Source organism: Alteromonas sp. H02 (genome assembly GCF_059682525.1).
This window is the reverse complement of the sequence record NZ_CM185021.1, coordinates 3,702,958-3,729,052: the sequence shown is the minus strand read 5'-3', so window position 1 is coordinate 3,729,052 and position 26,095 is coordinate 3,702,958. Positions and strand designations below refer to the sequence as shown.

Sequence of the window (26,095 nt, the reverse complement as noted above, 5' to 3'; positions counted from 1 at the left end):
ATCGGTATACTCTGGATTAGATAAAATTAACCTGTTGTTTTAACATCTTATCTGTTTTTCATGCGGATGTAAGATAGCAGCGATACACTGCGATATATTAAGATTACAAAAAGGAACCTATCGTGCGACAGAAATTGCTTGTGGCAGTGGCCGCAACGTTTGCGTTGTCGGCTTGTGTGAATACTACCGATACCGCTAATACCCAGAAACAACTCCCTTCAACGCCTAAAAATATTATTATGATCGTTTCAGACGGCATGGGGCCAGCCTATACCACGGCTTATCGTAATTTCCGTGACAACCCCGACACGCCAGAGGTGGAAGGTGTTGTGCTGGACGATATTTTTGTGGGTAATGCCAGTACGTATCCTGATCAGGTTTCTGGTTTTGTCACCGATTCGGCCGCCTCAGCAACAGCGCTGGCTTCTGGTGTGAAAAGTTATAACGGTGCCATCGGCGTTGATAAAAATAAAAAGCCGGTGACGTCTATTCTGCAACGGGCTAAACAGCTGGGGATGCGCACCGGTGTTGCCGTAACATCACAAATTGTTCACGCCACGCCAGCGTCATATGTTGCGCACAATGAAAGCCGCCAGAACTATAATGAACTGGCCGACAGTTTTTTTGACGATCGCATCAATGGTGAGTTTGTAGCCGATGTGATGCTTGGCGGCGGTACAAAATACTTTGAGCGCCAAGACCGTAATGTTACCGGCGAATTTATCGACGCTGGCTATGCCTATGTAGATACTTACAACAAACTTGCCACGCTACCTGCCGGCGAAAATGTGCTGGGACTCTTTGCCGAAGTAGGCCTGCCCTGGGCACTCGATGACCTGCGTAAAAATCGTCTGGCTTATCTCACTGAGCATGCGATCAAGCACTTAGAGAACGATAAGGGCTTCTTTCTGCTGGTGGAAGCCAGTCAGGTAGACTGGGCTGGTCACTCTAATGATATTGCCGCAGCAATGGCTGAAATGCATGATCTGAACCTTGCTCTGGAGTATCTGGTCAGCTATGTAGAAGAACATCCGGATACGCTGGTGGTCCTCACTGCCGATCACAGTACAGGCGGATTGACTATTGGTGCGCGCGGCGAATATCGCTGGGCACCTGAATGGCTGCAAAACCTAAAACAATCGCCGGAGACCATCGCTCAGAATATCGTCGAGATGGACTCGCCAGTAGCGTATGTTAGCGATGCACTGGGCTTTGAGCTAAACGACAAAGAAAAACAGCAAGTAGTAGAACTGGCAAAACAGGGCGACCTTAAAGCGCGCTTTGCTGGTATTAAGGCTTTGCTCGATATCCGGTCAAATACAGGCTGGACCACCACCGGTCATACCGGGGTAGATGTAGAAGTATTTGCATTCGGGGCCGGTAGCAGTCAGTTTTACGGGCAGTACGACAATACCGATATCGCCAAAAAGCTGTTTGGTTTATTACCTAAGCGCGCTCCAGTGGTGAAAACAGAAACCACACCAGCTCCCAAAGAAGAAAAAAGCCAGTGCGATTTTGAAACCGACTGGCGCTGTGAGTAATCAATAGTTATTTCAGAGGCGAATCTTTGAGCCGTTAAAAGATGACGAACAGGCCCCTGTTCGTCATTTATCTTTATTCGCACGCTCCGTGCGACATTTTATCGTGTTTTTTATTCATATTTGCTAATGCAAACCAGGCACCCAGTAAACACAGTGGTGCAGGTGCAAGTAATTTGGCAGCCTGTTGAATAACGTGGTGTTCGGGATGCAGGAAAACGCCTAAGATGCCATACAGGATTAGCAGTCCGGCAAAATACATAGCATGCTTATAGCCGTCGCTACCGGTGCGCCGGGTAATAAAATAAGCACAAATTACTGCCATCAAACTGCCAATAATCATTGAGCCAATCGTCAACAGGTTTGACTGCGCAGCCATGTCGATTAATTGTTGCTGCGAGTAGGCGGTGGTATCAATACCGGATTGCCAGAATACCGACAGCACCACTGCCAGAATGACAGTGGTAACAACATATATCAAAAATGCGATAACTAACGATTTTACGCTGAGTGGTTGAGTGTTCATCTTTCTTCCTTCTACGGCAAAGCGCGCAGCAATACGCAATCTGCCTGTTAATGGTGGTTTAAAGTAAAGATGAGCCAAGCCCGTATTTTTTCTTCAGGCGATTATGCTTAAAGAAATAAACGATAGCGGAAATGACCAGCGCAATGGAAACCGTATTTTTTAACAGCTGAAATGTGGATTCATCAATGCGTTGTTCGCCAAAGGCGCTAAAAATACCGTAAAAACCGAACAGGTGACTGGCGAGTACAATCCAAAATGCGATATGTAACTTCCTGATTTCCAGCTTGCCTTGTTCAGTTCGCGGTGATTCATTCTGGTCATTTTCAATCGACGAGGGAGCAGAGAGCGCTTCCTTATCGGGTTGCGGAGAGTCTGGTGCAGGATTGTCAGTAAACGCATCGTCAGCAAACAGGTCAGTAATGCCAATATCAAACACGGCGCCTAGGCATTTTACGCTTTCCTGTGACGCCACTGATTTTGCTTCAATTCTCTGAACTGTTCTTAAACTTAACCCCGACATATCAGCAAGCTGTTGCTGAGACCAGCAGCGGCTTTCTCTGAGCTGTTTAAGTTTATTTGCGTTAATTTTCAATTGCATTAAGGGTCTCCGTTGGCTCGATTTAAAGCTAACAGGAGTTGCCCGTTTTCCTGACGTTATTCACCCGTAACGCTTACGTTACCAATACGACACCAGGTGTCAAGTTACTATTTTTGTTAGTTTTTTCGGTTTTTGTGTCCATTCTGAAAATGTCAGGGAAAACATCTTACAGTTCTATCAAGACCTCAGTTGACGACTATTGAGCCGTGATCATTTCGTGATAATTCCGTGATTTTGGTGTGAAACAAAGCTTCTAGTCTTTTCCTTGGCGGGGGGAGGAGTCAATGCGGTTTCAGGCTACCCCCCTATTTACTGACTTTTACGGAGAAAAAGAAAATGAAAAAAATAGTGTTTTCATTAGTAGTACCTGCAGTACTGGCCTTTACCGCACCGGCTATGGCCGCGGCAAAATCCTATGAGGTGACTATTCAGAATGTCACTTCTGGAATTAGTTTTACGCCATTCCTGTTGGCCACGCATAACAAACGGGTGAGCTTATTTGAGCTGGGAGCGCCAGCTTCTGAGGCACTTGGGCGGGTGGCTGAAGGTGGAGATACTGCCGGGCTTCAGGCTGAGCTCGATGCATCGAATGGGGTTTATCAAACGGTTAGCTCAGATGGTTTGTTAGGCCCTGGTGAGTCGGTGACACTCTCTATAGACGCCCGAGGTGGCAAAAATAAACTAAGTCTGGTGTCTATGTTATTACCCACCAACGATAATATTGTTGCTGCTCAGGCTATTGACCTCCCTTCTGGTATGCGGGCTCAAACAACCTATCTGGCCATGGCGTATGACGCCGGCACCGAAACTAACTCAGAAGAATGTGCCTTTATTCCAGGGCCGACCTGTGGCGGTGAAGCCTTTTCCGATACGGATTTAGGCGAGGGCTATATTTTCCCGTCTGCCGGGATCCATGGTGAGGCCGATTTGAGTCAGGCGATGTATGACTGGCAGGGACCAGTAGCCATAGTGAAAATAAAGCGGGTGTATTAACCGATGTTGAGGCAAGGTATCGAGCAGTAATTCATTGCGCGATGAAGGTGTGACAGACTGCCCTTATCAGGTAATTAGTTGCACCCTAACCGTTTTATTACTGATTAATAAAGCTCTCGATATCTTCACCGGTAATTTTGCCAATCTGGCTGAACAGATACCACAGTGCAGCAATCAGTAACACCATAGAGGGGATAACTATGACCGGGTAGCTCAATGCAGTCATCCGTCCTAACTCTTCTGTATAGGCCGTGGTACCCGGTTCGCTCACCAGAATGACCTTGGCAAGAATATAGTTAAGTGTAGAGGATAAGAAAAACGAACCGGCAACAATGTAAGAGCAGTGCCTGATTTTTTCCTTAAACAGCGGTTGCTTATTCTGCTGATCGAGCACTTCATTCAATTTGGGCCAGTTAATAATCTGATCGTTAAGAATAAGCATCTTTACCAGCGGTTTTTCTGTTGCCTGGGTAACCAGCACAGCTATGCCTATCAGGGCCGGAATAGCGGCTTCTTTAATGGCAATATATTCTGCCGGTAACTTTAATAAACTGATCCCTCCGGTCAGTAACACACTGACAATCCCGAGTACAGAAAAGCCGTTAATCTTGCCGCTTTGTTTTAAGTCCCATAGACCATAGCCCAGCGGAAAGCTCAGTGCGGCCACAATACTCCAGGCCGGGCCTAAGTACTCTTCGGAGCTGGCATAGCTCATTAGTACCACCGGGATGACAATATTAAATGCCAGATTAGGCAGAAACCCCTGATTCTGAGGTTTAGCGGTTGACGGTGTGCGGTCTGACATAAGGTAACTTCTTTACTTACAATGGCAGGCTTCAAGCCCGGCTTATGAGGATTTCGCCCACAGATGGGCACTTAGTAAGCCCATGATGAAACCAAACAGGTGGTATTCAAAGGAAACAAATCGCTGTAAGGGCAGTACACCGAATATCATACCGCCATATAGCACGGCTATCACTACTGAAATAATCAATAAATGTAACTTTTTGCTATAAAAGCCGCCGAGGATGAGAAAGCCAAGGTAACCATAAACAATGCCGCTGGCGCCAATGTGCATAGCATTACGACCAAATAACCACACCAGCAAGCCGGCGCCCAGCCAAATCAGCAGCGTAGACTTCAGAAAAGTCAGTTTGCCCCATTGCATACTCAGCCACATAAACAGTAATAATGGCAAAAAGTTACTGGCAAAATGGGTGAGGTTAGCGTGTAGCCAGGGGGCAAGAAAAATTCCCGGCAGGTTGCCCGGATCGCGCGGACGGATGCCGAATTGATTTAACCAGTTAGACAGCAATAAATTAATAAACTCGGTGCCGAGCAGGCCGAGCGCCAATATGCCTAAAATTCTGAGTTGCTGGGATAAGGTAAACTGTTTCATAAAATAATGTGCGGCAAATAGCGCGATAAGTCCTGAGTAATCAGTGAACGGTCTTCCCGAATGGAAATGCCAGCCGGTAAATCGTCTACCAGCCAACTGCCAATCAATACATATTGGTCGCCGTAGCGGGGCAGTGGCTGGTACTGTTGCAGGATAAACCCTTCTTCACCGTAGGGTCCTTCTGATAGGGTGGTTGGTGAATCATTATCGTTAAGCAGCGAGATATTGGCCCCTTCACGGGAAAATAACGGCTTTTTAATCCACTTACCGGCGGTGGTCCGATGCTTATCCTGTTCAAAAAATGCCGGTAACAGATTGGGATGATTGGGAAATTCCTGCCACAACAGCGGCAGCAGCGCCTTATTGGATAACACTGATTTCCATGGTGGCTCAAGCCAGCCTACATCAGCGGCTTCCAGCGCATCACCAAATTCCTCCCGAAGCATAAATTCCCACGGGTACAGTTTGAAACATCGGGTAATGGCGTTGTCGTCTAAATCGGTAAAGTAGCCTGTGTCGCTCAGGCCTATGTCTTCAATAAACAAAAACGGTGCGTCTATGCCCGCTGCACTGGCACAATCCTGCAGGTATTGCACGGTGCCGCGATCCTCTACCGAATCTTCACAACAACTAAAGTGAATACGCTGATAATTATATTGCTGTCTTAATTGCTCAAACCGGTAAACGAGCTTCTCCTGCAAGGAGTTAAACTGATCGGCGTGGCGCGCAATCTGACCGGCATCCACCAGATTCTCCAGCCATAGCCATTGCCAGAAGCCGGTTTCATACAGGGAAGTGGGGGTATCTGCATTGTTTTCTAACAGCTTGGCGGGAGATTGACCGTCGTAAACCAGATCCAGCCGTGAATACAGAGAAGGTTGTTTTTCACGCCAGCTTGAGGCGATAAAATCCCAGTGTGGTTGGGGGATCTGGCACTGGCTTAGCAATGCCTCAGAATTAACCACTTTATCTACCACATGCAAACACATCTGGTGTAATTCGGCACTGGGATCTTCAATGTCCTGTTCTATTTGAAGCAGGGTAAACTGATAGTAAGCACTTTCATCCCAGTAGGGTTCGCCGTACATGGTATGAAAATGAAAACCATATTCAGCCGCTAACTGTTGCCAGTTGTGGCGCGGCTGACTGGCCATTCTGAACATGCTAGCCGCCCCAGCCCTTGGATTTACTGCTTGAACTACCCCAGCTCGATTTCGCCCGCACGCTGCTGCCAAATCCGCCGCGTTTAATAGTGCGGTTTACGGTTGGCTTTTTCTCAAATACCGATGAGGGTGCATTATATGAGCGTCTTCTGATATCACCATCAAATACATAGCCGTTTGAGGTAACCCAGCGTGAACGGAATGGCGAGTAAGGGGAGAATGAGGTGTATAAAGGCTGCGAATAATACGGCCGCGGCTGCAGCAACTGACTTACCATGTAACCGGCCATAAAGGGCATAAAAAAGCTGCCTGATGACGTTTGTACATATTGACAGCGGTCATTACCAAATTCGTATTCGCAATCATTTTGCGTGTCGAATTTAGGCGCGGTGCGATTATGTTCCTCAAGCGCCGACTCATATGCCGCCAGGCATTGGCCGGTTGCTTCCGGATTATCCTGCTGGCAATCTTCCGGCGATACATAAATGTTTGACTGTTCGCGGCTGCCACCACAGGCGGTGAGCATGATCCCGGCTACACCCACGGCCAGCGGTTTTAATGCAAAAGCTTTGCGTAACTGATGCAGATGAATACTTTTAGAACGTTTTTGTGAATGGCTCATCGCAAAACTCCTAATAAGTCATGCAAGCGGCATTCAGAATACCCACGGCAATCGACATGGCAGCAAGCATAACACCGGCAGAAACTTCATTGTTATTAATGCGCTCGGCAATTTTCGGCATAAAACTAAACCGCAACAGGGCAAAGGCCAGGCTCTGCGCAATCACGGCAACAATGCCCCACAGGGTAAAATCAATTAACCCCAGAGAGTTTGACGCGGCGCTTGCCAGGGCGAGACTGAAACCAACCATGGCGCCACCAAAGCCAATGGCTGCGGCCACGTTCTTTTCCTGTTTTACCAGTTTCCATTCATCGTGCGGCGTAACCATGGCGTACACCACTTTAAAAATGAACAGATAAATAATAGAGATCGCAAAATACAGGGCGAAGTTTAAAAGTCCGGCCATCGACTGAGTGATAATTTCCATGCGTTTTCCTTATTGTTAGCCGTTAATGCGAATATCTGAGGGTTGTATGTCAAAACCGGTACTGATCACCAGGCAGCGATCGGTATTGGCACCGACGATTTTTTCTTCGCCGGCAACCAGCAAAGACTCCGTGCGGTCGTTATCCATTTCGCGCTCGTAAAGCATCATAAACTGGTCGGTTTCACTCACATCGCCGTCTTCTTCCCAGGTTTTCTCGGTAACCGCAACCGGGGGTGATTCTTCACCTACTGCATCCCAAACGCGAGAAAAACTATGGCCTTCAAGTTCATAGGTAGGGCGGGAAATTTCGTTGTTCAGACATTGTTGCCATTGCGACTGGTTGCCGACAGTGGTGGTAGAGTAGAAGTACCAGAGCTTGACATCGGTAATGTGGTTTTCGCTCATACCACCGTCAAGCACTACCTGCAGGAAGGCATCGTCGTCGGTATAAAAGCGTAACAGGGTGCCGCCGCTGTCCAGCTCTGCCTGGCCTACGGCCTGAATAAGATGTTTGCTGGCCGCCCCTTCAATACACAATTGTGGCGTGAGTAATTTGAGTTTAAGCGCATCCAGTTCAAAGGAGCCGCCTAAATACAGACCCATCACCTCCGGTGCGGCAGGATTTTTGGGGGCATCTGATTTAAACCATTTTTTAAACATATCACTGCTCCGTGAGCGCATTCCAGTTAATATCGGTAATGCGGGCTTTGGCGATATAATAAAGTTTATCCTGTGGTGAAATAACCGTATTTAGTGCGGGGTTGAGCGTAATGGATTGGCCGCGCTCAGCGCCGGCACAACCTATTAAGGTAGCATCATACTGACGTTTAAACGCCATAAATAAGGTTTGGTAGCTCACTGGTTCAACCGAGTGGGGAATAGTCAGAGAAAATTGCGCCTGACCATCGTCATCCACGCTCAACAAATCGTGGTGCAGTGTGCTGGAACCGGGGTCGAAAGCAGCTTTGGCGAGCATTTCAACCGCCACGCTGGGCGTACATTCTACCTGTGGGCAGTGCATCTGCAGCAGCCGGACCAGGCTTTCATCATTAAAATACGCAACCTGATGGGCCGACGGATTCTTTTGTGCACAATAAAGTGCGGTGGTCATGGTTAAATCGTCTTCGGGATTATCAATAAGAATGGTGGAGGCCGAGCTGATACAGGCCTTGTCCATGTCTTCATCTTTATTAAACGATTCAACCCGGACGAATTCTATTTTACCGGGCATGGGATTGGTAATGTCGGCTCTGACACACAGCACGATATCAGGCTTTTCAGCCAGAGAATGACGTTCCTGCAGGAGTAGTTTGAGTAGTAATAACGTGCGTTGCTCATTCCAGCCAATGACCAGAATATGGTTGCTTACATCGAGACTGGATAACCCCATAATACCTTTTCTCCATTGATTTCCCACAAAGGCGGCAACCCGGCCAACAATCATCGCAAAGATACTTAAGCCTAGCGGGATAACATACAAGGCTACAATAAGCTTGCCAGCAGGGGTTTGCGGCGATAAATCACCGTAGCCAACTGTTGAGCCGGTCACTGCCAGCCAATAGATGAAATCAACACTTTCGGTCAGTGCCTGTTCGTCGAATGCATAAAGTAACAACCAGGACGACAAGCCATAAAACAGCGTCGCCAGAACGATGGTGTACCATCGTGATTCGGCAAAATAGTTAAGCATTACGCGTCGGATCTTTATCCACATATTGGCGCCACTGACTATCCCTGTTGTTGAGTTGATTGCCATCTTCGCAAAAAAATAGCGGTTAGTCCAAGTACCTGCCAGAGAGCAAGCCGAGACTTAACCGCTTGATTTTATTTACTTGCCTAAAATGCGCGCCAGCTCATCGTCGGCCGAACTCTGGCCGCCTTTGATGCCAGCCTCTGCCAGACGCTTCTCTAAATCGTCAGACGATTCAGATGAAGCCAGTTCTTCCGCTGCTTCGAGCTCCGCGGTGCGCATTTTCTGCTTTTCCTGAATTCGCGACAGTGACTCAGTCGCCGTCTTCATTTTGCTGTTTGCGCCCATATGACGGGAAGATACTGCAACCTGAGCCTTCTGCACGCTTTCAGTTGCTTTTACCATATCAACCTGTTGTTCCAGGCGACGCAGGTTGGCTTTTGCCTGCTGAATATTTTTAGCCAGCTGCTTCTCTGACGCATTGAATTGGTCGAGGTATTGCTGTTCCTGGTCGCGTTCAGCTTTCAGTTCGCTAACTTTTTGTGCGCAATCAAGCGCCAGTTCACGGTCGGTGTCGATAGCTTTACGGGCATGGGCTTCATACTCCGCAATCGACTGGTTAAATCCATCAACTTTTTGCTGTGACAATTTGCACTTAGCCAGAATCTGGGTGCGGGCATGATCAGATTTGCGCAACTCTTCTTTTGCTTCCCGAATTTCCTGTTCAAGAATTCTGATTGCCTGACTATCTACCACTGACTGGGCCGCTTCGTTGGCTCCACCTTTCACTGCTGTGATCAGTTTTTTCCAAACAGACATAAATTTCTCCTTAAATTACTTCAAATGTGACTCATAAGCGTCAAGGAAAGCTGCCACGTTCTGGAATAACGTAGTCACTTCAATTTGAATACTCTCTGCTTTTGACTGCGCGCTCAGCGCACCGAATGCCGTGTAGTATTCCTCTCCATTAACGTTGGATATGGCCACCGTTGTGAGTGGGAAAAGCATGTGAGTTGACAGAATATCGTGGTCCAGAGCGGCTTTATCGGCAACCTGCGAAGCGTTAAACAGTAAACTCTCAACTATGATTTGCTCACCGCTGATTGCCAGCCAGGCATCCAGCCCGTCCTGATTTGCAATCAGTAAACATTCTTTCTCGCGGGTGACGACCAGGTCATCCATGTCTTTAAACAGGGCCTCAAGTTGTTCAAGATCCCATTCCATACTATATCTCCTTACCGAATCAGCTAAATGCCGTTAACTCTAGTCAGATTTACTACACTGTTGCAACGACTTTACGTTAATTAGTGCAACAAAGTGTCTCTAAACCGATAGTCTGTGTTGTTCTCATTGCCCGTTCCGACTGATTTTTTTGAGCATATCTGCCGGAACGAGGAAAAGTGTAGACAATTAAGGTAGCAATAGTCAATAATAATTATGTCTATATGTGTAAAAAAGTGTGTCAATGTAAATTATAATTCACAAAAGGGGTTGTTTTGAAAGGTCAGAATCAATGGCGGATGGTGGTACAGCGGATTATTCGTTCGGAAATGTCGCTGCGCGGTGTGAAATATCAGGGATTGAGTGACAAACTGGCAGAAATAGGGGTCTCGCAAACGGCCGATAATTTGCGCAATAAAGTGAATAAAGGCATTTTAGGTGCCGATTTGCTGTTACAGATTCTTTTTGTCCTCAAAGCACGGCCGTTATCGGCAGAGATGATGGCCGAGGTAATGGCTGCCGGAGACAGCGATTAAATTGCTACAAGGCAGAAGATACGTGGATTGCGTGGTACATAAACAAAACCCAGCCAAAATGACTGGGTCGAATAAGGAAGATGGGAGAACATCATCGCTTTGATTAAATAATAGTCTTATTCCAAAATAATAAAAGAAAAACTGTGTATCATACGGCATTCATTGGTATGGATATAAATACCTAAAGTTGGTGAGATACTTGCAGGGTAAATTCAGGGAAATTGTAAGTAAATGAATTGCAAGAGAACTGAGGCTTTACAGTTGCTCAATAGAATGTCGCCAGGCCTGAAACTGCCACCCGCTAAATGAGCTTTTAAATACCGCTGTAAAGCGTGAAATTGAGCCGATGACACGGCCTTTTTTCGACGAAATGTGTTAAACTCCCGCCAATTTTTGACAGAAACCCTTTTGACTCGAAGGAAAGCCCGTTAGGGCGGTTATTCTCCGCGACTTAAAAGCAATTTGATACGACATTTGAGCTGCATGAAATTATCAGATTTTAGTTTTACACTGCCCGAGCACCTGATTGCTAAACATCCTACCGCCGAACGCACTGCCAGCCGTTTGTTACATCTTGATGGTAAAACGGGCACGGTCGAGCATAAACAGTTCCGCGATATGCTTGATTTGGTAGAGCCGGGGGATCTGCTGGTATTTAATAATACCCGGGTCATACCTGCTCGACTGCTGGGGCAGAAGGCCTCTGGCGGTAAAGTGGAAGTGCTGGTTGAGCGCATTGTGGACGAGCATAAAGCGCTGGCCCATGTGCGCGCCAGCAAAGCACCGAAGCCCGGCACTAAATTACTCCTGGAAGGGGCGGTTGAAGTGACCGTAACAGGCAGGCAGGACGCGTTGTTTGAGCTGTCTTTTGACGGCGAGAGTACGGTGCTTGAGCAGCTTGAAGCCCATGGCCATATGCCATTACCACCGTATATAGACAGAGCCGATGAAGACAGCGACAAAGAACGTTATCAAACGGTTTATAATCAGGCCCCCGGCGCCGTAGCAGCACCTACGGCAGGATTGCATTTTGACGAGACCATTTTAGCCGCGCTGGCAGAAAAGCAGGTTAATCTGGCTTACGTTACTTTACACGTAGGTGCTGGTACTTTTCAGCCAGTGCGGGTCGACAATGTGCTTGAACACAAGATGCACAGCGAATATGCCATTGTGCCGCAAACTGTGGTGGATGCAGTACGAGCCACCAAAACCGCTGGTAAGCGCGTGATTGCGGTAGGAACCACTTCAGTGCGTTCACTGGAGTCTGCAGCGCTGCATGCCGATAAAGCCGAAGTGATTGAGCCGTTCCAGGCCGACACGGATATCTTTATTTATCCCGGTTTCGAATTTAAGGTAGTGGACGCCATGTTCACCAACTTTCACCTGCCTGAATCCACGCTGATTATGCTGATCAGTGCTTTTGCCGGGCGCGACAATGTGCTTAAGGCTTACGCCGAAGCCATTGAACAGGAATACCGCTTTTATAGCTACGGCGACAGCATGTTTATTGAAAAAAGCATTAACACATGATCTCTGTTGTATTGCTGGTATAATCCGCCCTCAATTGAGTATCGACGAAGGGGGTGCGTAAATAGCCCTCTTGATCAGACAGGATATAATTTCTCATGCAATTTGAACTGCTCCATACCGACGGACGCGCCAGACGAGGAAAGCTGGTGTTTGAACGTGGCGAAGTGGAAACGCCGGCGTTTATGCCGGTAGGTACTTACGGTACCGTAAAAGGAATGACCCCCGAAGAACTGGCCGATAGCGGTGCCCATATTTGTCTGGGAAACACCTTTCACCTGATGTTGCGCCCGGGGACCGGGATTATAAAAGAGCACGGTGATCTGCACGATTTTATGCACTGGCAAAAGCCAATTCTCACCGATTCCGGTGGTTTTCAGGTATTCAGCCTGGGTGATTTACGCAAAATCACTGAAGAAGGGGTGACCTTCCGCTCGCCAATCAATGGCGAAAAGATTTTGCTGACGCCGGAAAAATCCATGGAAGTACAGCGTGATCTGGGCTCTGATATCGTGATGATTTTCGATGAGTGTACGCCGTACCCTGCTACCCAGCAGGAAGCCCGAATTTCTATGGAGTTGTCGCTGCGCTGGGCGCGACGCAGTAAAGATGCCCACGGCGATAACCCTTCAGCTCTGTTTGGTATTATTCAGGGGGGCATGTACGAAGATTTGCGGGATATTTCGCTGGCTGGTCTTGAGGATATTGACTTCGACGGTTACGCCATTGGCGGATTGTCGGTGGGCGAGCCCAAAGAAGACATGATACGCATCATCGAACATACGGCGCCGAAAATTCCTGAGCATAAGCCCCGCTACCTGATGGGCGTAGGGAAGCCGGAAGATATCGTAGAGGCGGTTCGCCGCGGCATTGACATGTTCGATTGCGTGATGCCAACCCGAAATGCTCGTAACGGTCATTTGTTTGTCACCGAAGGTGTGATAAAAATCCGCAACGCCAAACATAAGCATGACACGGGTCCGCTCGACGAAAATTGTGATTGTTACACTTGCAAAAACTATTCTCGGTCATATTTACATCATCTCGACAAGTGCAATGAGATACTTGGCGCCAGACTCAATACCATCCATAACCTGCGTTATTATCAACGGGTTATGCAGGGATTGCGGGACGCGATTGCGAGTAATACTCTCGACCAATTTGTCAGCGAATTTTACGCACAGAAAAACATGCCGGTACCGGCTTTATAACAATTTATAACGGGGAACATTATGAGTTTATTTATTTCCGAAGCACACGCACAAACAGCTGGTGGCGGTGGCCAGGGCGGCGGTTTAGAAATGCTGATCATGCTGGGCGTGTTTGGCCTGATTTTCTATTTCCTGCTGTATCGTCCGCAGGCAAAACGCGTTAAAGAGCATAAAGCACTGGTATCATCACTGGCCAAAGGTGATGAGATTCTGACCCAGGGCGGCATGGTCGGTAAAGTAACCAAAGTGTCTGACGAAAAGGATTTTATTGAAGTAGCGCTGAATGACCAAACCAACATCGTGGTGCAAAAATCTGCCGTAAGTGCCGTGCTGCCAAAAGGCACAATGAAGTCTATCTAAGTAACCAGCTAAAACGGGCTCGGTGATCACTGCAGCCCGTCGTAGGGAATTTTTGTGTTAAACCAAAACTCATTTTTTAAGGTGCTGGTCGTACTGTTTATGGTACTGATGTGCGGCCTGTATGCGTTGCCAAATTTGTACGGTGAAGATAATGCCGTGCAAATTTCCGGTTCGCGCAACGCCACTGTCACCGCAGCACTCGAATCTCGAATCACCACCGCGCTTGCTGAACAAAACATTCCGATTAAATCGGTAGAGTTTGAAAACGAGCAGTTGCTGATCCGTCTGCCGGATTCCGACAGCCAGTTAAAAGCGCGTGATTTCCTTGATCGTGAACTGGGCACTGACTATGTAGTGGCCATGAACCTTGCGCCTGATACGCCCGAGTGGCTTGAAGGCCTCGGTGGCATGCCGATGAAACTGGGGCTGGATTTACGTGGTGGTGTGCACTTCCTGATGGAAGTCGACATGAACGAAGCCATTGGTAAATCACTGGAAGATGCCGAAAGTGATTTTCGTACTGCACTGCGTGAAGAAAAACTGCGTTATCGCTCGGTGAATGTGCGCGATGGCTTTATTGATATCCAGTTCCGCGATGAAGAAACGCTTGATAAAGCGGAGTTTTTCCTCGAAAACCGTAATCGTGACCTGACTTATCAGGAAATGGATGATCTGGTACTGCGGGCCCGTTTCTCTGAGCAGAAGCTTGCCGAGATAAGAGACTATGCGGTTAAGCAGAACATCACCATCATCCGTAACCGGGTAAATCAACTGGGTGTTGCTGAACCTGTGGTGCAAAAGCAAGGCGCAGAGCGCATTGTGGTGCAACTGCCGGGTATTCAGGATACCGCCCAGGCTAAAGAAATTCTGAACGCCACCGCGACGCTGGAATTCAGAATGGTAGATCAGGATAACGACGTTCGTGACGCCATAGCTGGGCGTGTACCGCCGGGTTCACAACTGCTGTATGAAGGTGAACGTCCGGTGCTGCTGGACAAGCGTGTGGTAGTAACCGGCAACCACATTATTGATGCTAACAGTGGCGTTGATGAATACGGTTTGCCGCAGGTCAGCATATCGCTTGACAGTGAAGGTGGTAATAAAATGTCGCGCAATACCCGCGAGAACGTGGGTAAACCTATGGCCACCGTGTTTATTGAATACAAAGCAACCGGCGAACGTGACGCCAACGATAAACTGATTTTTGAACGTCACGAAGAAGTTATCAATGTAGCGACCATCCGTGGTCAGTTTGCCAGTAACTTCCAGATCACTGGTCTTGATTCACCTAAAGAAGCCCGTGATTTGAGCCTGTTACTTCGCGCTGGTGCTTTGATTGCGCCAATTCAGATTGTCGAAGAACGTACCGTTGGCCCAAGCCTGGGTCAGGAAAATATCGATTTAGGTATGCAGGCGATCATCTGGGGTCTGGCGCTGGTAATGGTGTTTATGCTGGTTTATTACAAAGCCTTCGGCATTGTGGCTGACATTGCACTGGGCCTTAACCTGGTTATGATTGTGGGCATTATGTCGATGATCCCGGGGGCAACCCTGACGTTGCCTGGTATGGCAGGTATTGTTCTTACGGTTGGTATGGCGGTTGATGCCAACGTGCTGATCTTTGAGCGTATCCGCGAAGAAATTCGCGATGGACGCAGTCCGCAACAGGCAATCCATCAGGGCTACGACAGCGCTTTCTCGACCATTCTTGATGCCAATATTACCACCTTTATTGCTGGTTTGATTTTGTTTGCCGTTGGTACTGGTCCGATAAAAGGCTTCTCGATTACGCTGATGATTGGTATCGCCACTTCTATGTTTACCGCGATTCTGGTTACCCGGGTGATTGTAAATGCCGTCTGGGGTGGTCGCCGTGTTAGCAAACTGGCGATATAGGAGCGTCTGACATGCAATTATTAAAATTATCCGAAACTGTTAACTTTATGAAATTGCGGTTACCCGCAATGGTATTGTCAACGCTGCTAATCCTTGCTTCGATATTCTCGCTGGTAACTAACAGCCTGAATTGGGGGCTGGATTTTACCGGCGGTACGCTGATTGAAGTCGGTTATGAGCAAGCCGCTGATCTGGGTGAAATTCGTTCGTCCCTGGCAGCTAACGACTTCCCTGATGCCGTAGTGCAGAATTTTGGTAGCAGTACTGATGTACTCATCCGAATTGCGCCGCGTGAAGGGGTAAAAGCCGTTACTATTGGTGATCAGGTGATCGATATCCTGCAACAGGCTGATAGCAGTGTAGAAAAACGCCGTATCGAGTTTGTTGGACCAAACGTAGGTGAAGAGCTCACAGAACAGGGCGGTCTGGCGATGCTGGTAGCGCTTATCTGTATCCTTATTTACGTAGCGGCACGATTTGAATGGCGTTTTGCGCTGGGCTCGGTATCGGCACTGATACACGATGTGCTGCTGACTTTGGGGCTGTTCTCGTTTCTACAACTGGAATTCGACCTGACGGTACTGGCAGCTGTACTGGCGGTTATTGGTTACTCGCTGAACGATACCATTGTGGTATCGGATCGGATCCGCGAAAATTTTCGCAAGATCCGCAAAGGAGAGCCGGTGGAAATTATCAATATTTCACTGACCCAAACACTTAACCGAACCATCATTACCTCATTAACCACTGTGCTGGTATTGCTGGCGCTGTTCTTTAAGGGTGGTGCGCTTATCCATGGTTTTGCCACGGCGCTGTTATTTGGTGTGGTAGTTGGTACCTATTCTTCTATCTATATTGCCAGCTCTGTGGCATTGGCACTGGGGATCAGTAAAGAAGATCTTATGCCGCCGCAGGTTGAAAAAGAAGGTGAAGATTTGGACGCAATGCCGTAAATGGCAGACAAGCTATCTAAGCTTAAATGAAAGCCGCGGAAATTTCCGCGGCTTTTTTGTAGCCAGTCCGCCAGTCTTGAAAAACAATTTCTTAAAGCATTAGCGGACTTCAATGCTGCCGGTGAGTTTTGCCAGCATTTTAACCCCGATACCTTTTACCCGGGTCAGCTCATCCACTGAGCTGAAAGGCCCCTGGGACTCCCGGTAATTAATAATGGCAGCTGCTTTGCTTTTGCCTATTCCCGGTAACGTCATCAGTTGCTCCAGCGAGGCGGTGTTCAGGTTTAGTAAAGCTTCAGTGGTTGCCACCTGACTAACTTCGTCGGTCATTTTTAATGACTCGGCAGCGGCGCTATTAAAGCCAGCGAACAGCGCCAGCACGATCATACAGATACGAACAGTGGATAATTTCATGTGTAGCTCCTAAAGGTTGTGAATGATGATAATCATCCCCTTTACTCTACTCATCTCTCCTGAAAAGCGGCAGTACAGAAAATGGCCAGTTTTGTGTTCTCCGACTCATTTTTTGCAAGCTTCAGCAGGTAATAATATTGTGCAGGCAAGCGTAAATTAAAAATTATACTAAAGGTGTATCTTTGCTATTTTGCTGTTAACCGAAATTGATTACACTCAAACTTTATATTGATAATGAACGCTTTTACATTTCGCTTATTTTGTAAAAGTCTTTAAACATCAGAGTCTTGTCGTTTTGTTTTGTGAAAGACTAAGCTTTAATAAAAAACGGCTAAAGTCTGAGCGTTTAATTTTATTGGTCGTAACAGCTCCGCAGTGCCCTGGTTGTGAGGTTTCTTTACCCGGTTAAATTACCTCTCTTTACATTACTAAACTATAGTTATTAAAAATCCAGGAAATCATCAATGCCCAGTCAGCTCACCACGTTTTTGCTTGGGGGGAGTTTTCGTAGTAGTGATTACCATAATGGGTACCTTAGTTAGCCAAACGTTATTGAAACAGGATCAGGTAGTCAGCTTCGAAGCCCCAATGCAGGAATTTATCGATACATTAAGCAGGTAGCTAGATTACAACGCTTATGCGCTGCGCTCACTGGCACAGCTTTTTCGCTCGTCTCAGTCGGTAGAGGCCCATGAGTTTGCCAGTTACACCAATCTGGTGATGGGGCAGTTTGGTAATATCGTTGCCATGACCTATCTGGCAGAACCTGATAATCAATCAGAGCAGTCGTTAACCCAAACTTATTGGCAGGGAGCAAGTTCTGTGGCCGGGCTGAGTTCTCACGACCTGCTCGAAAAGGCTGACATTAATAAACTGTATAAACGTCTTTCGGATACTCGCAGGGTTGTTGCCTCGCCTATATTTAAACTTCAAAGCAATGACCACTATTACACGTTTGTTATACAGCGGGTAGCTGAGCAGCAGGGTTTTGTGGGCATACTGATAGATGTTGGTTTCACCCTTGAACAAACACTGAATAACCAGATAAATAATGGCTACTCCTTGTTTGAGCGTGAATCAGGTTTACCCAGCCTGGTGTTCAGTAAACACAATCAGGTGATAAGCGGTTCTGAAGATGTCACCAATGGTGACTTTGTCGCTACCCTGAATTTTTTTAATCGCCAATGGATGGTGTCGACATATCAGAACAATCTGTTCCATCACAAAGCTGCCTATTCAGTTATCCCGGTTGCGGCATTTACTTTAAGTTTACTGGTTGTGTATCTGGTGGTGCAGGCACAGCGATTAAAGTCGGCAAATCGCGAAAAGCAAGCGGCATTTGATGATCTTCAGTTTGCCCAGCAGCGGCTGGTGGAAAATGAAAAGCTATCAGCAATGGGCGGTATTGTTGCCGGTGTTGCTCACGAAGTGAATACGCCTTTAGGGATAGGTATCACCAGCATGTCTCACTTACAGGAAATGATGGGAGATTTGCGTAAGGATTACGATATGGGCTGCCTGGATGCTGAGCGTTTTAAAGAGTTTATGGAGTCCGGGGATGAAATGGTCAGCTTGTCGCTGAGTAATATGCATAAAGCATCGGCTCTGGTTACGCGGTTTAAAAAAGTCGATGTAATCAGCTCCGATGCCAACATGACGCCTGAACCCGTGGTTATAGCCGAGCTGGTCGATTCGTTTATTGTACGTTTTTACAATGAATACCCGGGATCTCTGGTAAAGATAAACGCTAATTAAACGCTAATATTGATAAGCGTGCCATGGTTTACACTTATCCGGATGTCATTTTGGACATTCTCAATTATCTCGCCAGTAATGCGGTAGGCCATGCCTTTAAGCCCGAGCAAAAGCACTGTGAGATAAGCATTACTTTTCCCTACACCCAGGGAAATAGTCAAACCCATTTACTGCTGTTTAAAGACAATGGCACCGGCGTAGAAAAAGCCTTGCTGGAACGCATTGTTGATCCGTTCTTTACCACCTGCCGTGGTGCCGGCAACGCCGGCCTGGGGTTGAGCGTAGTTTACAACCTGGTTAAAGGTAAATTGGACAGCGACTTAAATATATTTGTTGATGAAGGTCTGGCGTTGACCTTTGAATTACATGACTTGAATAAGTGAGAGGTCAACAGTGATATCCAACCCACTTTTTGCATTGCAAACATCATCGGCCGAACAAGTACCAACTGATCAGGCGGATGCGGAGTACGGTTATACCGTGTTGATCATTGACGATGAAGTCGAAGTGCATAAGGTTACCGATTTAACCCTTAAACGGTTTCGTTTTGATGGCAAGCGGATCCGTTTTTTACATGCCTACTCAGCCCGGGAAGCCCTGCAAATTTTTGCCGACAATGAAGATATCGCACTGGCATTGGTTGATGTAGTGATGGAAACCGATCATGCCGGGCTGGATTTGGTACATAAGGTTCGGAATGAGCTGGGTAACCACCTGGTTCGCTTGGTGCTGCGAACCGGGCAGCCCGGGCAGGCCCCGGAACATGAAGTGATCGAACGTTATGACATTAACGACTATAAAGAAAAAACCGAATTAACCAGTCAGAAACTTAAAACCCTGATGTATAGCGGCTTGCGCTCTTTCCGGGATATTCAGACTATTGATAGCCACCGTAAAGGACTACGCCAGGTAATTGAAAGTACCAGTAAAATGCTCAAACCGAGTTCCATGAGCGAGTTTGCGACGGCGGTTTTAAAAGAGATCATGAACCTGTTACAGCTCGACTCCAGCGCTGTGTATTGCACAACTTTTTCTGAGCGAGGTTTTGATGGTCAGCGACGGATCCTGGCGGCCACCGGCTCAATGGCCGACGTAATTGCCAGGGATGACTCTGAAGGGTTACCGGAGTCGGTGCAGCGCTTATTCGACAAAGCCCTGCAGGAAAGCCGGTCGCTATATAGCGAGGAAGGTTATGTGTTTTACACCGAAACCGAAAGTGGTTACCAGTCACTGCTCTATGTTGACACCAACGGCAAGCTCACCGATGCGCAGCAGGAATTACTCGATATCTATTGCTTTAATGTTGCGCTTACCTACGCAAGCTTACTTAAGGGCGAAGAAATACTGGACACCCAGCGCGAGCTGGTTTATCTGCTCGGGGATGCTGTTGAGATGCGCAGCAAAGAAACCGGGGCTCATGTAAAACGGGTGTCGTTGGTGAGTTATCGTCTGGCCCAGTTATACGGTTTACCTGAAGAGGAATGCCTGGTTATAAAGCGGGCTGCACCGTTACATGATTTTGGCAAAGTGGCCATCCCTGATCGCATTCTGCACAAACCGGGCAAGCTGGATTTAGAAGAATGGGAAACCATGAAAACCCATGCCGCAGTAGGTCACGATATCCTCAGAAAATCGACCAAGCCCATCCTCAAAGTCGCGGCCATGATTTGTATGACCCATCATGAGCGTTGGAATGGCAAGGGCTACCCACTGGGTTTAAAAGGCGCGGACATTCCGATTGCCGGGCGGGTTGCTGCATTGGCGGATGTGTTTGACGCACTCGGTTCCAAACGCTGTTATAAGGAGCTATGGGCCAAAGAAACCATTCGTGAAGAGCTACTGAAGGAAAGGGGCGAGCATTTTGACCCGGGACTGGTTGATTTATTGCTCGATAACTTCGAGGACTTCTGGGAAATCCGTAATCGCTATCCGGACTAGGGAAGAGCTTCAATGAGTACAGATCGCTTTGACTGGACGTATGAATGGGCTGGACTCATCCGTAGTCACACCGAAAGTACTACGCTGCTGCAATATGCGGTTGATGCCCTGCAACAGCGAATGCCCGAAGAATTTATGTGTACCTTATGGGTACTCTCTACCAACAGTGCTGATTGGGTGCCCGTTGTGCTGGGGCGAAATAATCCTTTGTTGGAATACCCATGGCGCTCGCCAACGGCAGCAACCAGGCAGTATATTGAGCAGCTAACCACCGCTCAGCACCTACGGGTATGCAGTAGCGCTACCAACTATAGTCATGCTCTTTTAGCCGACAGAGAAACCTTATCCGTGCCCTGGATACACCATTGGTTGTGTGGCTGTGGCGAAGATTATATGGGCGTGTTTGAGTTAGGCGGTGAGGAGCCCGAAGGCAATGAACTGAAGGCGATATGCCATATGGTAGAAAGCTTGCTACCCACCATTTGCCGCATTAGCGAGTCGCCATTATTTTCAGTGGAAACCTTTTCAACAGCGCCGCTACCGCAAACTAAAACCTATGAAGCCCTTGCCGAAGAGGAACGCTTGATGAGCCTGGGCAGGCTGGTGGCCAGTGTTACCCATGAAATCAACAGCCCGCTTGGGGTGGCTATTACCGGGGTGTCTCATTTAAATGAGTCACTCAACGAGCTCAACAAGCATTTTTCTTCAGGCAAGCTTACCGAATCATTTTTTCGTCATTTTGTGGAGGAGTCGCAAGATGTGGCGGACTTGCTGGCTTTTAATCTGCAAAGAGCGGTGAAGCTGATTGGGGATTTTAAAGCCAATGCCGTAAATCAGGGCGCCGACCAGGCTGTTCGGTTTGAATTGGAGTCGGTCCTTAACAGTACGACAAACAGTCTTATGCTGGAACTCTGACGTTATGGCATCGAACTGAAAGTCGGAAAAATACCCCATTGTGTGCTGTGGTCGTTCCCTGGTGCATTGTCGCAAATTATCACCAACCTGGTGTTTAATTCGATTAACCATGCTTTTACCGGCATCGATAAGAAGCAAATCACCTTATACAGCGAAATAGACTCTCATAGCGGGGCATTGAAATTAATCTATCGTGACAATGGGATCGGTATACCCAAAACAGATCAGCAAGCTGTCTTTGAACGCTACTTTACCACTCGCAGAGAAGCGGGCGGCAGTGGTTTGGGGTTGTCCATAGTTAAAGCGCTGGCAACCAATAAGCTTAAGGGCGACTTAACATTTAAGTCGGCGCCACAGAAGGGAGTGGAATTTGCCTTTACCCTGCCTCTGGATATCAGCCCAAAAAGCCCGTAACCGGCTGTTAATGATGAGGCTGAGCCTGACTACCTGATTGAATTGGCATTAAGCGTAGCCCGAACAGCTTACTTATACAGCAATGGAGTCGTAAACGACCACCTTTCGCCAGAGGTGTTCGCAGTCTTCCACAAACTTCAGGTGAATGGGGTGGGTCTGGTAGCTGTTTTGCCCTTCCACATTATCAAATAACAACATCTCGGATACGTCAAAGCTGTTGTCGACCACGTCGCGTTTCTCGGTGGATGCCGGTACGCCTATCTGTATGCCTTTCACCGTTTCTATGCCAGCCAGTGTCTTCAGGCCCGCGATAAGGGCATCCCGATCGGCCTGATCACCCGGATTCTTTAACCAGAAAAATACGCTGTGGCGAATCGTCGGCAGAGTTACTTCGCCGGCCGAAACGGCTGATGCCGGTGCCAGCGCTGCGGCACCGGCGGCAGCGCCCGCTGTTAACAAAAAACGACGACGTTGTGATTGGGAGTCTGACATAACTTCACTCATATAATGACCAGGCTCTCATCATTGCACACTCTGCCGGCATTTAGCTACGTTTAGGTATCACCTTTTTGAGGCGTATTGTCGATAATTTGCCGGATTTGGTTGTCGCTGCCTATTTCCGCCAGCTCCTTAAGATAAGCTTTTTGTAATGGGTCGAGTGTTTGCCCGCCAAGCAATTGTTTAAGCTCAGCACTGTCCTGATTAGCGATGGCGGTTTGCACCGCTGCCATATTGGCTATGCTATTGTCTTGCGTGGTTTGAGACATGACTTTCTCCTTATTGCTCTCATTAATTCGAGACAACAACAAAAATAGTTCACTTTATACCAATCCGCATAGAGGTTTACCCTCTCAGCAAGACTGGCAGGTTTTGTGGCTAGGCTTGGTTGCACAGGTTTGGTGGTTCCAAATCAAGCAAGCGTAACAACGCCAGAAAGCCTGCCAGCCTTGCCCGATGGGAGTGGCCAAAACGACTTACATCTGTGTTGCGCCCTCTGGGCATAGAATGACTATGCCGCAGAGAACGCGTCGTGATCTAAGTCGTTTTGACTCACTCTGAGAGGGTAAACCTCTATGCCGATTGGTATTATCCAGACAAAAAAAAGCAAGTCCGAAGACTTGCTTATCATTAAGTGAAATCGAGATGCAGGTTACAAACGTTCCAGCATTGCCTGAGTGAATTCGGTAGTGCCGTGCTGGCCACCCAGATCGCGGGTAGTGCGATCGCCACTTTCAATCACATCTTTCAGGGCTGAACGGATGGCCTCAGCTTTGTCGGCCATGCCCAGGTATTCAAGCATCTGTACAGAAGCCAGGATCACGCTGGTAGGGTTAGCCAGGTTTTTGCCGGCGATGTCTGGTGCTGAGCCATGTACCGCTTCAAAAATAGCACATTCACCACCGATGTTGGCGCCAGGTGCCATACCCAGGCCGCCAACCAGACCGGCACACAGGTCTGACAGGATGTCACCAAACAGGTTAGTGGTAACAATGACGTCGAACTGGTGAGGATTCATTACCAGCTGCATACAGGCGTTGTCTACGATCATCTCAGTAGACTCGATATCCGGGTATTTCTCACCAATTTCGCGAGCGACTTTCAGGAACAAGCCTGAAGTCGATTTAAGGATATTCGCTTTATGTACAGCGGTCACTTTCTTGCGGCCTTCGCGACGGGCTAATTCGTAGGCGAAAGTCACAATTTTTTCCGCACCCTCACGGGTAATTTTACTGCGCGCTTCAGCTTCGGTTCCGTCTTCAGACACTACCTGCCCCAGACCAGAGTACATGCCCTGAGTATTTTCGCGCACGGTAATAATATCGATATCTTCGTAACGCGCCTTAGTCCCTTTAAAAGACAATACCGGACGCACGTTTGCATAGAGCTGAAACTGCTTACGCAGGCTTACATTGATTGAAGTAAACCCTTCGCCAACCGGGGTGGTCAGTGGGCCCTTCAGGGTCACCTTGTTTTTGGCGATCAGATCGAGCGTTTCCTGAGGTAATAGCTCGCCATGATTTTCCAGCGCCATCAGGCCGGCATCAGCGTAATCATAGGCAAAGTCACAGCCTACTTTATCTAAAATTTGCGTTGCTGCATCAATAATATCCGGGCCGATACCATCTCCGCGGATGACAGTAATGCGTTGTTGAGTCATCAGAGATCCTTAATAACTTTTACTGATTCGTTAGGTCGTTTGCTTTTTGATAAGTGTAGCGTAATTTTTGCGCAAGAGGGTTTTTCTCTGGCGTTTTTGTAATCAATTGTAGGGTGTCTTTACACAGGCATAAGTGTATATGATGCAAGACTAAATGAGTAGTTAAATAGGCCATAGTGCTTATAAACAGCGTTTATTAAGGCCCTCTGATTGCTGGCTATGTTAACGGGCAATTGAGCAGATGACTGACCTTGGGCTGCAGTTGCGATTGCAATGCAATCAGTTGAGGGAATGCCTGTTGGGTTTGTTGGATAAACTCGGTCGTCTGTGCGCAGGGCTTGTGTCCGAGCAGCCATTGTCGGGCCCAGATAAGGCTCAATCCGCTTATACAATGGGGCAGGCGCAATAATCCGGGAACTTCCTGAGGCAGCCGGCCACAGCAGGCTATCAATCGTGACTGACCTTTGTCCTGCTCCCAGGCGCTGGCGAGTGAAATCAGGCGCTGTCGGGTGGCGCTGTTACCTTGCCCGGTATTATTTTGCAGCAGTGTTGTGACATCAAACAGCCGTTGATCGTTGTGTTTTACCGCTGTTTTGCCTTTTTCCTGCGCCGACGTAAACAATGGCGACAGGGCGACGGTGGTCACCAGGCTGGCATATTGTGGGGTTATCCGGCCACTCTCATTAGCCAGTTCGCTGCTAAGCAAAATGGCTGTCTGAGCCAATCGTGAATACCAGTCGAGTAACGGAAACCAGTGCTGGGTTAAACGCTGAAAAAGGGCGTACTGCACAAGCATATGACCGACTCTTTCGAGGCCATAGGTGAGAATACTTTGCTTTACATTCTGCACCGGTAACTGCATGCGGTTGTCCTTTGATGCAGCATCGGTCAGAAAATGACTGAAAGCCGGCTCAACCTCCACCATCGCGACTATTTTGTCGACCGCGATGTCCGGATCATTAAGTGCTTTTAACAGTGTTTGCAGGCTAAGCGGCGGGCGTGATGTCGGGTAACTAACAGGTAGTGCCCAGCCATGATCGCCAGGACGTATCACTTCACCTTCTTCCGGTTGTTCGTCCAGTTTGCTAAACAGGCTGACCCAGTGTTCAACACTAAGGGATTGTTTGCGCATCAGGCGAACCTGCTTTTTGGCCAGCCAGCAAAAACGCTCCTCAGTGTTTGAGTAAATGAGCACCTGATCTGTTAGTTGACTCATCACCGGCCCGATATGCTGTCCGGAGGCTGTTATTAAGCCTTCGTGAAGGAGTCCGGGATAGTCTGTAAGGGCATGCAAGAGTTGTTGTCCGGTGACCGGAAGTGTCATCGCCAGCTTGACCAGAATATCGTTAAAGTCGCTGCCCGGAGCCCGCAACAGGTAGCGTTGCCATAACCAGGCAATATCAAAACAATCGCTGTAGAGGGGCGGGCGTCTGCTTGCCGGCAGAACATGCGCTGCCCAGTATTGCTGGCCACAACGGCTGAGTTGTTTAATTGCACTGCTCAGACGCTGTTTATTGAGTAATGATTGCTGTTTTAACTGATAATAAGACAACAGCGCCGCAACGCCTTGCTGCTGGGTGTGATGATTGACCCGATTGCGTAAACAGAGCAGTACATACACAGAAATATGGCGTAGCCATAAATATTTAGTTGGCTCAGTAACGTTATAAGGGCGGCTGGCCACTACTGTCATCAGTGGAAGGTTGGCCTGGGCAAAATCGAGCCAGCGGGCGCTAACATCAAGATACCGGGAAAGTTGAGCTGCTTCCTGAGCTGGCAAAGGCGGCAGCGCCTCGCTGTCTCGCACCAGTTCCTGCAAGGCTGCCAGCATGGCCGTCAAA

General features: G+C 48.0%; 29 protein-coding genes. 13 read left to right on the top strand and 16 right to left on the bottom strand.

The window, feature by feature from the left end:
• Window positions 1-122: 122 nt before the first annotated feature.
• Entirely contained in the window at window positions 123-1,541 is a 1,419-nt protein-coding gene (locus AC566Q_RS17350) for an alkaline phosphatase (RefSeq protein ID WP_420836929.1), read from the top strand.
• A gap of 73 nt (window positions 1,542-1,614) precedes the next feature.
• Here the strand turns inward: AC566Q_RS17350 and AC566Q_RS17345 are convergent, their stop codons facing one another.
• The gene (locus tag AC566Q_RS17345; RefSeq protein ID WP_499608762.1) at window positions 1,615-2,064 is read right to left on the bottom strand and encodes a hypothetical protein; all 450 of its coding nucleotides are present in this window, start codon (window positions 2,062-2,064) and stop codon (window positions 1,615-1,617) included.
• Window positions 2,065-2,122: 58 nt separating this feature from the next.
• On the bottom strand, window positions 2,123-2,662 hold the full coding sequence (locus AC566Q_RS17340; RefSeq protein WP_105933876.1) for a helix-turn-helix transcriptional regulator: 540 nt from the start codon (window positions 2,660-2,662) through the stop codon (window positions 2,123-2,125).
• Window positions 2,663-2,998: 336 nt separating this feature from the next.
• Here AC566Q_RS17340 and AC566Q_RS17335 point away from each other — a divergent pair, with 336 nt between their 5' ends.
• Complete coding sequence (locus tag AC566Q_RS17335) at window positions 2,999-3,655, top strand: spondin domain-containing protein (protein ID WP_105933875.1); 657 nt, start codon at window positions 2,999-3,001, stop codon at window positions 3,653-3,655.
• A gap of 97 nt (window positions 3,656-3,752) precedes the next feature.
• Here the strand turns inward: AC566Q_RS17335 and AC566Q_RS17330 are convergent, their stop codons facing one another.
• The 9 genes from AC566Q_RS17330 to AC566Q_RS17290 form a co-directional block, all read right to left on the bottom strand.
• Complete coding sequence (locus AC566Q_RS17330; protein ID WP_105933874.1) at window positions 3,753-4,460, bottom strand: VC0807 family protein; 708 nt, start codon at window positions 4,458-4,460, stop codon at window positions 3,753-3,755.
• 42 nt (window positions 4,461-4,502) lie between these two features.
• Window positions 4,503-5,054 (bottom strand): rhomboid family intramembrane serine protease, encoded by a 552-nt coding sequence (locus tag AC566Q_RS17325; RefSeq protein ID WP_105933873.1) that lies wholly within the window; start codon window positions 5,052-5,054, stop codon window positions 4,503-4,505.
• Window positions 5,051-6,217, bottom strand: a complete 1,167-nt coding sequence (locus AC566Q_RS17320; protein WP_499608755.1) for a glutathionylspermidine synthase family protein — start codon at window positions 6,215-6,217, stop codon at window positions 5,051-5,053. The genes AC566Q_RS17325 and AC566Q_RS17320 overlap by 4 nt, the downstream gene beginning before the upstream one ends.
• 1 nt (window position 6,218) lies before the next feature.
• Window positions 6,219-6,839 (bottom strand): DUF1190 domain-containing protein, encoded by a 621-nt coding sequence (locus AC566Q_RS17315; protein WP_499608752.1) that lies wholly within the window; start codon window positions 6,837-6,839, stop codon window positions 6,219-6,221.
• Between the two features lie 10 nt (window positions 6,840-6,849).
• Entirely contained in the window at window positions 6,850-7,266 is a 417-nt protein-coding gene (locus AC566Q_RS17310; protein WP_105933870.1) for a DUF350 domain-containing protein, read from the bottom strand.
• A gap of 15 nt (window positions 7,267-7,281) precedes the next feature.
• The gene (locus AC566Q_RS17305) at window positions 7,282-7,926 is read right to left on the bottom strand and encodes a YjfK family protein (RefSeq protein ID WP_499608747.1); all 645 of its coding nucleotides are present in this window, start codon (window positions 7,924-7,926) and stop codon (window positions 7,282-7,284) included.
• A 1-nt stretch (window position 7,927) separates the two neighbouring features.
• Complete coding sequence (locus AC566Q_RS17300) at window positions 7,928-8,980, bottom strand: potassium channel family protein (protein WP_499608744.1); 1,053 nt, start codon at window positions 8,978-8,980, stop codon at window positions 7,928-7,930.
• 114 nt (window positions 8,981-9,094) lie between these two features.
• The gene (locus AC566Q_RS17295) at window positions 9,095-9,775 is read right to left on the bottom strand and encodes a PspA/IM30 family protein (RefSeq protein WP_499608741.1); all 681 of its coding nucleotides are present in this window, start codon (window positions 9,773-9,775) and stop codon (window positions 9,095-9,097) included.
• A gap of 15 nt (window positions 9,776-9,790) precedes the next feature.
• Window positions 9,791-10,180: a DUF2170 family protein gene (locus AC566Q_RS17290; RefSeq protein WP_070177030.1), complete on the bottom strand. Its 390-nt coding sequence runs from the start codon at window positions 10,178-10,180 to the stop codon at window positions 9,791-9,793.
• 296 nt (window positions 10,181-10,476) lie between these two features.
• Between AC566Q_RS17290 and AC566Q_RS17285 the strand changes: the two genes are divergently transcribed.
• From AC566Q_RS17285 to secF, 6 genes are all read left to right on the top strand, one after another.
• Window positions 10,477-10,713 carry a DUF6471 domain-containing protein gene (locus AC566Q_RS17285; RefSeq protein WP_499617539.1) on the top strand — a complete coding sequence of 79 codons (237 nt, stop codon included), beginning with the start codon at window positions 10,477-10,479 and terminating at the stop codon, window positions 10,711-10,713.
• Window positions 10,714-11,196: 483 nt separating this feature from the next.
• Window positions 11,197-12,243 carry a tRNA preQ1(34) S-adenosylmethionine ribosyltransferase-isomerase QueA gene (gene queA / locus AC566Q_RS17280; protein ID WP_499608737.1) on the top strand — a complete coding sequence of 349 codons (1,047 nt, stop codon included), beginning with the start codon at window positions 11,197-11,199 and terminating at the stop codon, window positions 12,241-12,243.
• A gap of 95 nt (window positions 12,244-12,338) precedes the next feature.
• On the top strand, window positions 12,339-13,451 hold the full coding sequence (gene tgt, locus AC566Q_RS17275; RefSeq protein ID WP_499608734.1) for a tRNA guanosine(34) transglycosylase Tgt: 1,113 nt from the start codon (window positions 12,339-12,341) through the stop codon (window positions 13,449-13,451).
• Between the two features lie 21 nt (window positions 13,452-13,472).
• Entirely contained in the window at window positions 13,473-13,811 is a 339-nt protein-coding gene (gene yajC, locus AC566Q_RS17270) for a preprotein translocase subunit YajC (protein ID WP_105933863.1), read from the top strand.
• A gap of 54 nt (window positions 13,812-13,865) precedes the next feature.
• A complete protein-coding gene (secD, locus tag AC566Q_RS17265; RefSeq protein ID WP_499608726.1) occupies window positions 13,866-15,707 on the top strand; it encodes a protein translocase subunit SecD in 1,842 nt (613 codons plus the stop codon).
• Window positions 15,708-15,718: 11 nt separating this feature from the next.
• Window positions 15,719-16,660 carry a protein translocase subunit SecF gene (gene secF, locus AC566Q_RS17260; protein ID WP_279318322.1) on the top strand — a complete coding sequence of 314 codons (942 nt, stop codon included), beginning with the start codon at window positions 15,719-15,721 and terminating at the stop codon, window positions 16,658-16,660.
• A 99-nt stretch (window positions 16,661-16,759) separates the two neighbouring features.
• Here the strand turns inward: secF and AC566Q_RS17255 are convergent, their stop codons facing one another.
• Window positions 16,760-17,074, bottom strand: a complete 315-nt coding sequence (locus AC566Q_RS17255) for a ComEA family DNA-binding protein (RefSeq protein ID WP_499608721.1) — start codon at window positions 17,072-17,074, stop codon at window positions 16,760-16,762.
• Between the two features lie 720 nt (window positions 17,075-17,794).
• Here AC566Q_RS17255 and AC566Q_RS17250 point away from each other — a divergent pair.
• The 5 genes from AC566Q_RS17250 to AC566Q_RS17230 are packed head-to-tail and all read left to right on the top strand — an operon-like array spanning window position 17,795 to window position 22,096.
• Window positions 17,795-18,829: a sensor histidine kinase gene (locus AC566Q_RS17250; RefSeq protein WP_499608718.1), complete on the top strand. Its 1,035-nt coding sequence runs from the start codon at window positions 17,795-17,797 to the stop codon at window positions 18,827-18,829.
• A 50-nt stretch (window positions 18,830-18,879) separates the two neighbouring features.
• Complete coding sequence (locus AC566Q_RS17245) at window positions 18,880-19,212, top strand: ATP-binding protein (protein ID WP_499608712.1); 333 nt, start codon at window positions 18,880-18,882, stop codon at window positions 19,210-19,212.
• A 34-nt stretch (window positions 19,213-19,246) separates the two neighbouring features.
• Window positions 19,247-20,767 (top strand): DUF3369 domain-containing protein, encoded by a 1,521-nt coding sequence (locus AC566Q_RS17240; RefSeq protein ID WP_499608709.1) that lies wholly within the window; start codon window positions 19,247-19,249, stop codon window positions 20,765-20,767.
• A 12-nt stretch (window positions 20,768-20,779) separates the two neighbouring features.
• Window positions 20,780-21,682 (top strand): hypothetical protein, encoded by a 903-nt coding sequence (locus AC566Q_RS17235; RefSeq protein WP_499608706.1) that lies wholly within the window; start codon window positions 20,780-20,782, stop codon window positions 21,680-21,682.
• A 42-nt stretch (window positions 21,683-21,724) separates the two neighbouring features.
• Window positions 21,725-22,096, top strand: coding sequence for a sensor histidine kinase (locus AC566Q_RS17230; RefSeq protein WP_170308421.1), 372 nt, complete (start codon window positions 21,725-21,727; stop codon window positions 22,094-22,096).
• A 72-nt stretch (window positions 22,097-22,168) separates the two neighbouring features.
• On the opposite strand, the gene AC566Q_RS17225 is transcribed toward AC566Q_RS17230, so the two are convergent.
• From AC566Q_RS17225 to AC566Q_RS17210, 4 genes are all read right to left on the bottom strand, one after another.
• The gene (locus AC566Q_RS17225) at window positions 22,169-22,588 is read right to left on the bottom strand and encodes a Dabb family protein (RefSeq protein WP_105933920.1); all 420 of its coding nucleotides are present in this window, start codon (window positions 22,586-22,588) and stop codon (window positions 22,169-22,171) included.
• 62 nt (window positions 22,589-22,650) lie between these two features.
• Window positions 22,651-22,863 (bottom strand): hypothetical protein, encoded by a 213-nt coding sequence (locus AC566Q_RS17220; RefSeq protein WP_105933855.1) that lies wholly within the window; start codon window positions 22,861-22,863, stop codon window positions 22,651-22,653.
• A gap of 383 nt (window positions 22,864-23,246) precedes the next feature.
• On the bottom strand, window positions 23,247-24,254 hold the full coding sequence (locus AC566Q_RS17215) for an isocitrate dehydrogenase (protein WP_105933854.1): 1,008 nt from the start codon (window positions 24,252-24,254) through the stop codon (window positions 23,247-23,249).
• Window positions 24,255-24,471: 217 nt separating this feature from the next.
• A complete protein-coding gene (locus tag AC566Q_RS17210; protein ID WP_499608695.1) occupies window positions 24,472-26,094 on the bottom strand; it encodes a hypothetical protein in 1,623 nt (540 codons plus the stop codon).
• Window position 26,095 lies beyond the last annotated feature (1 nt).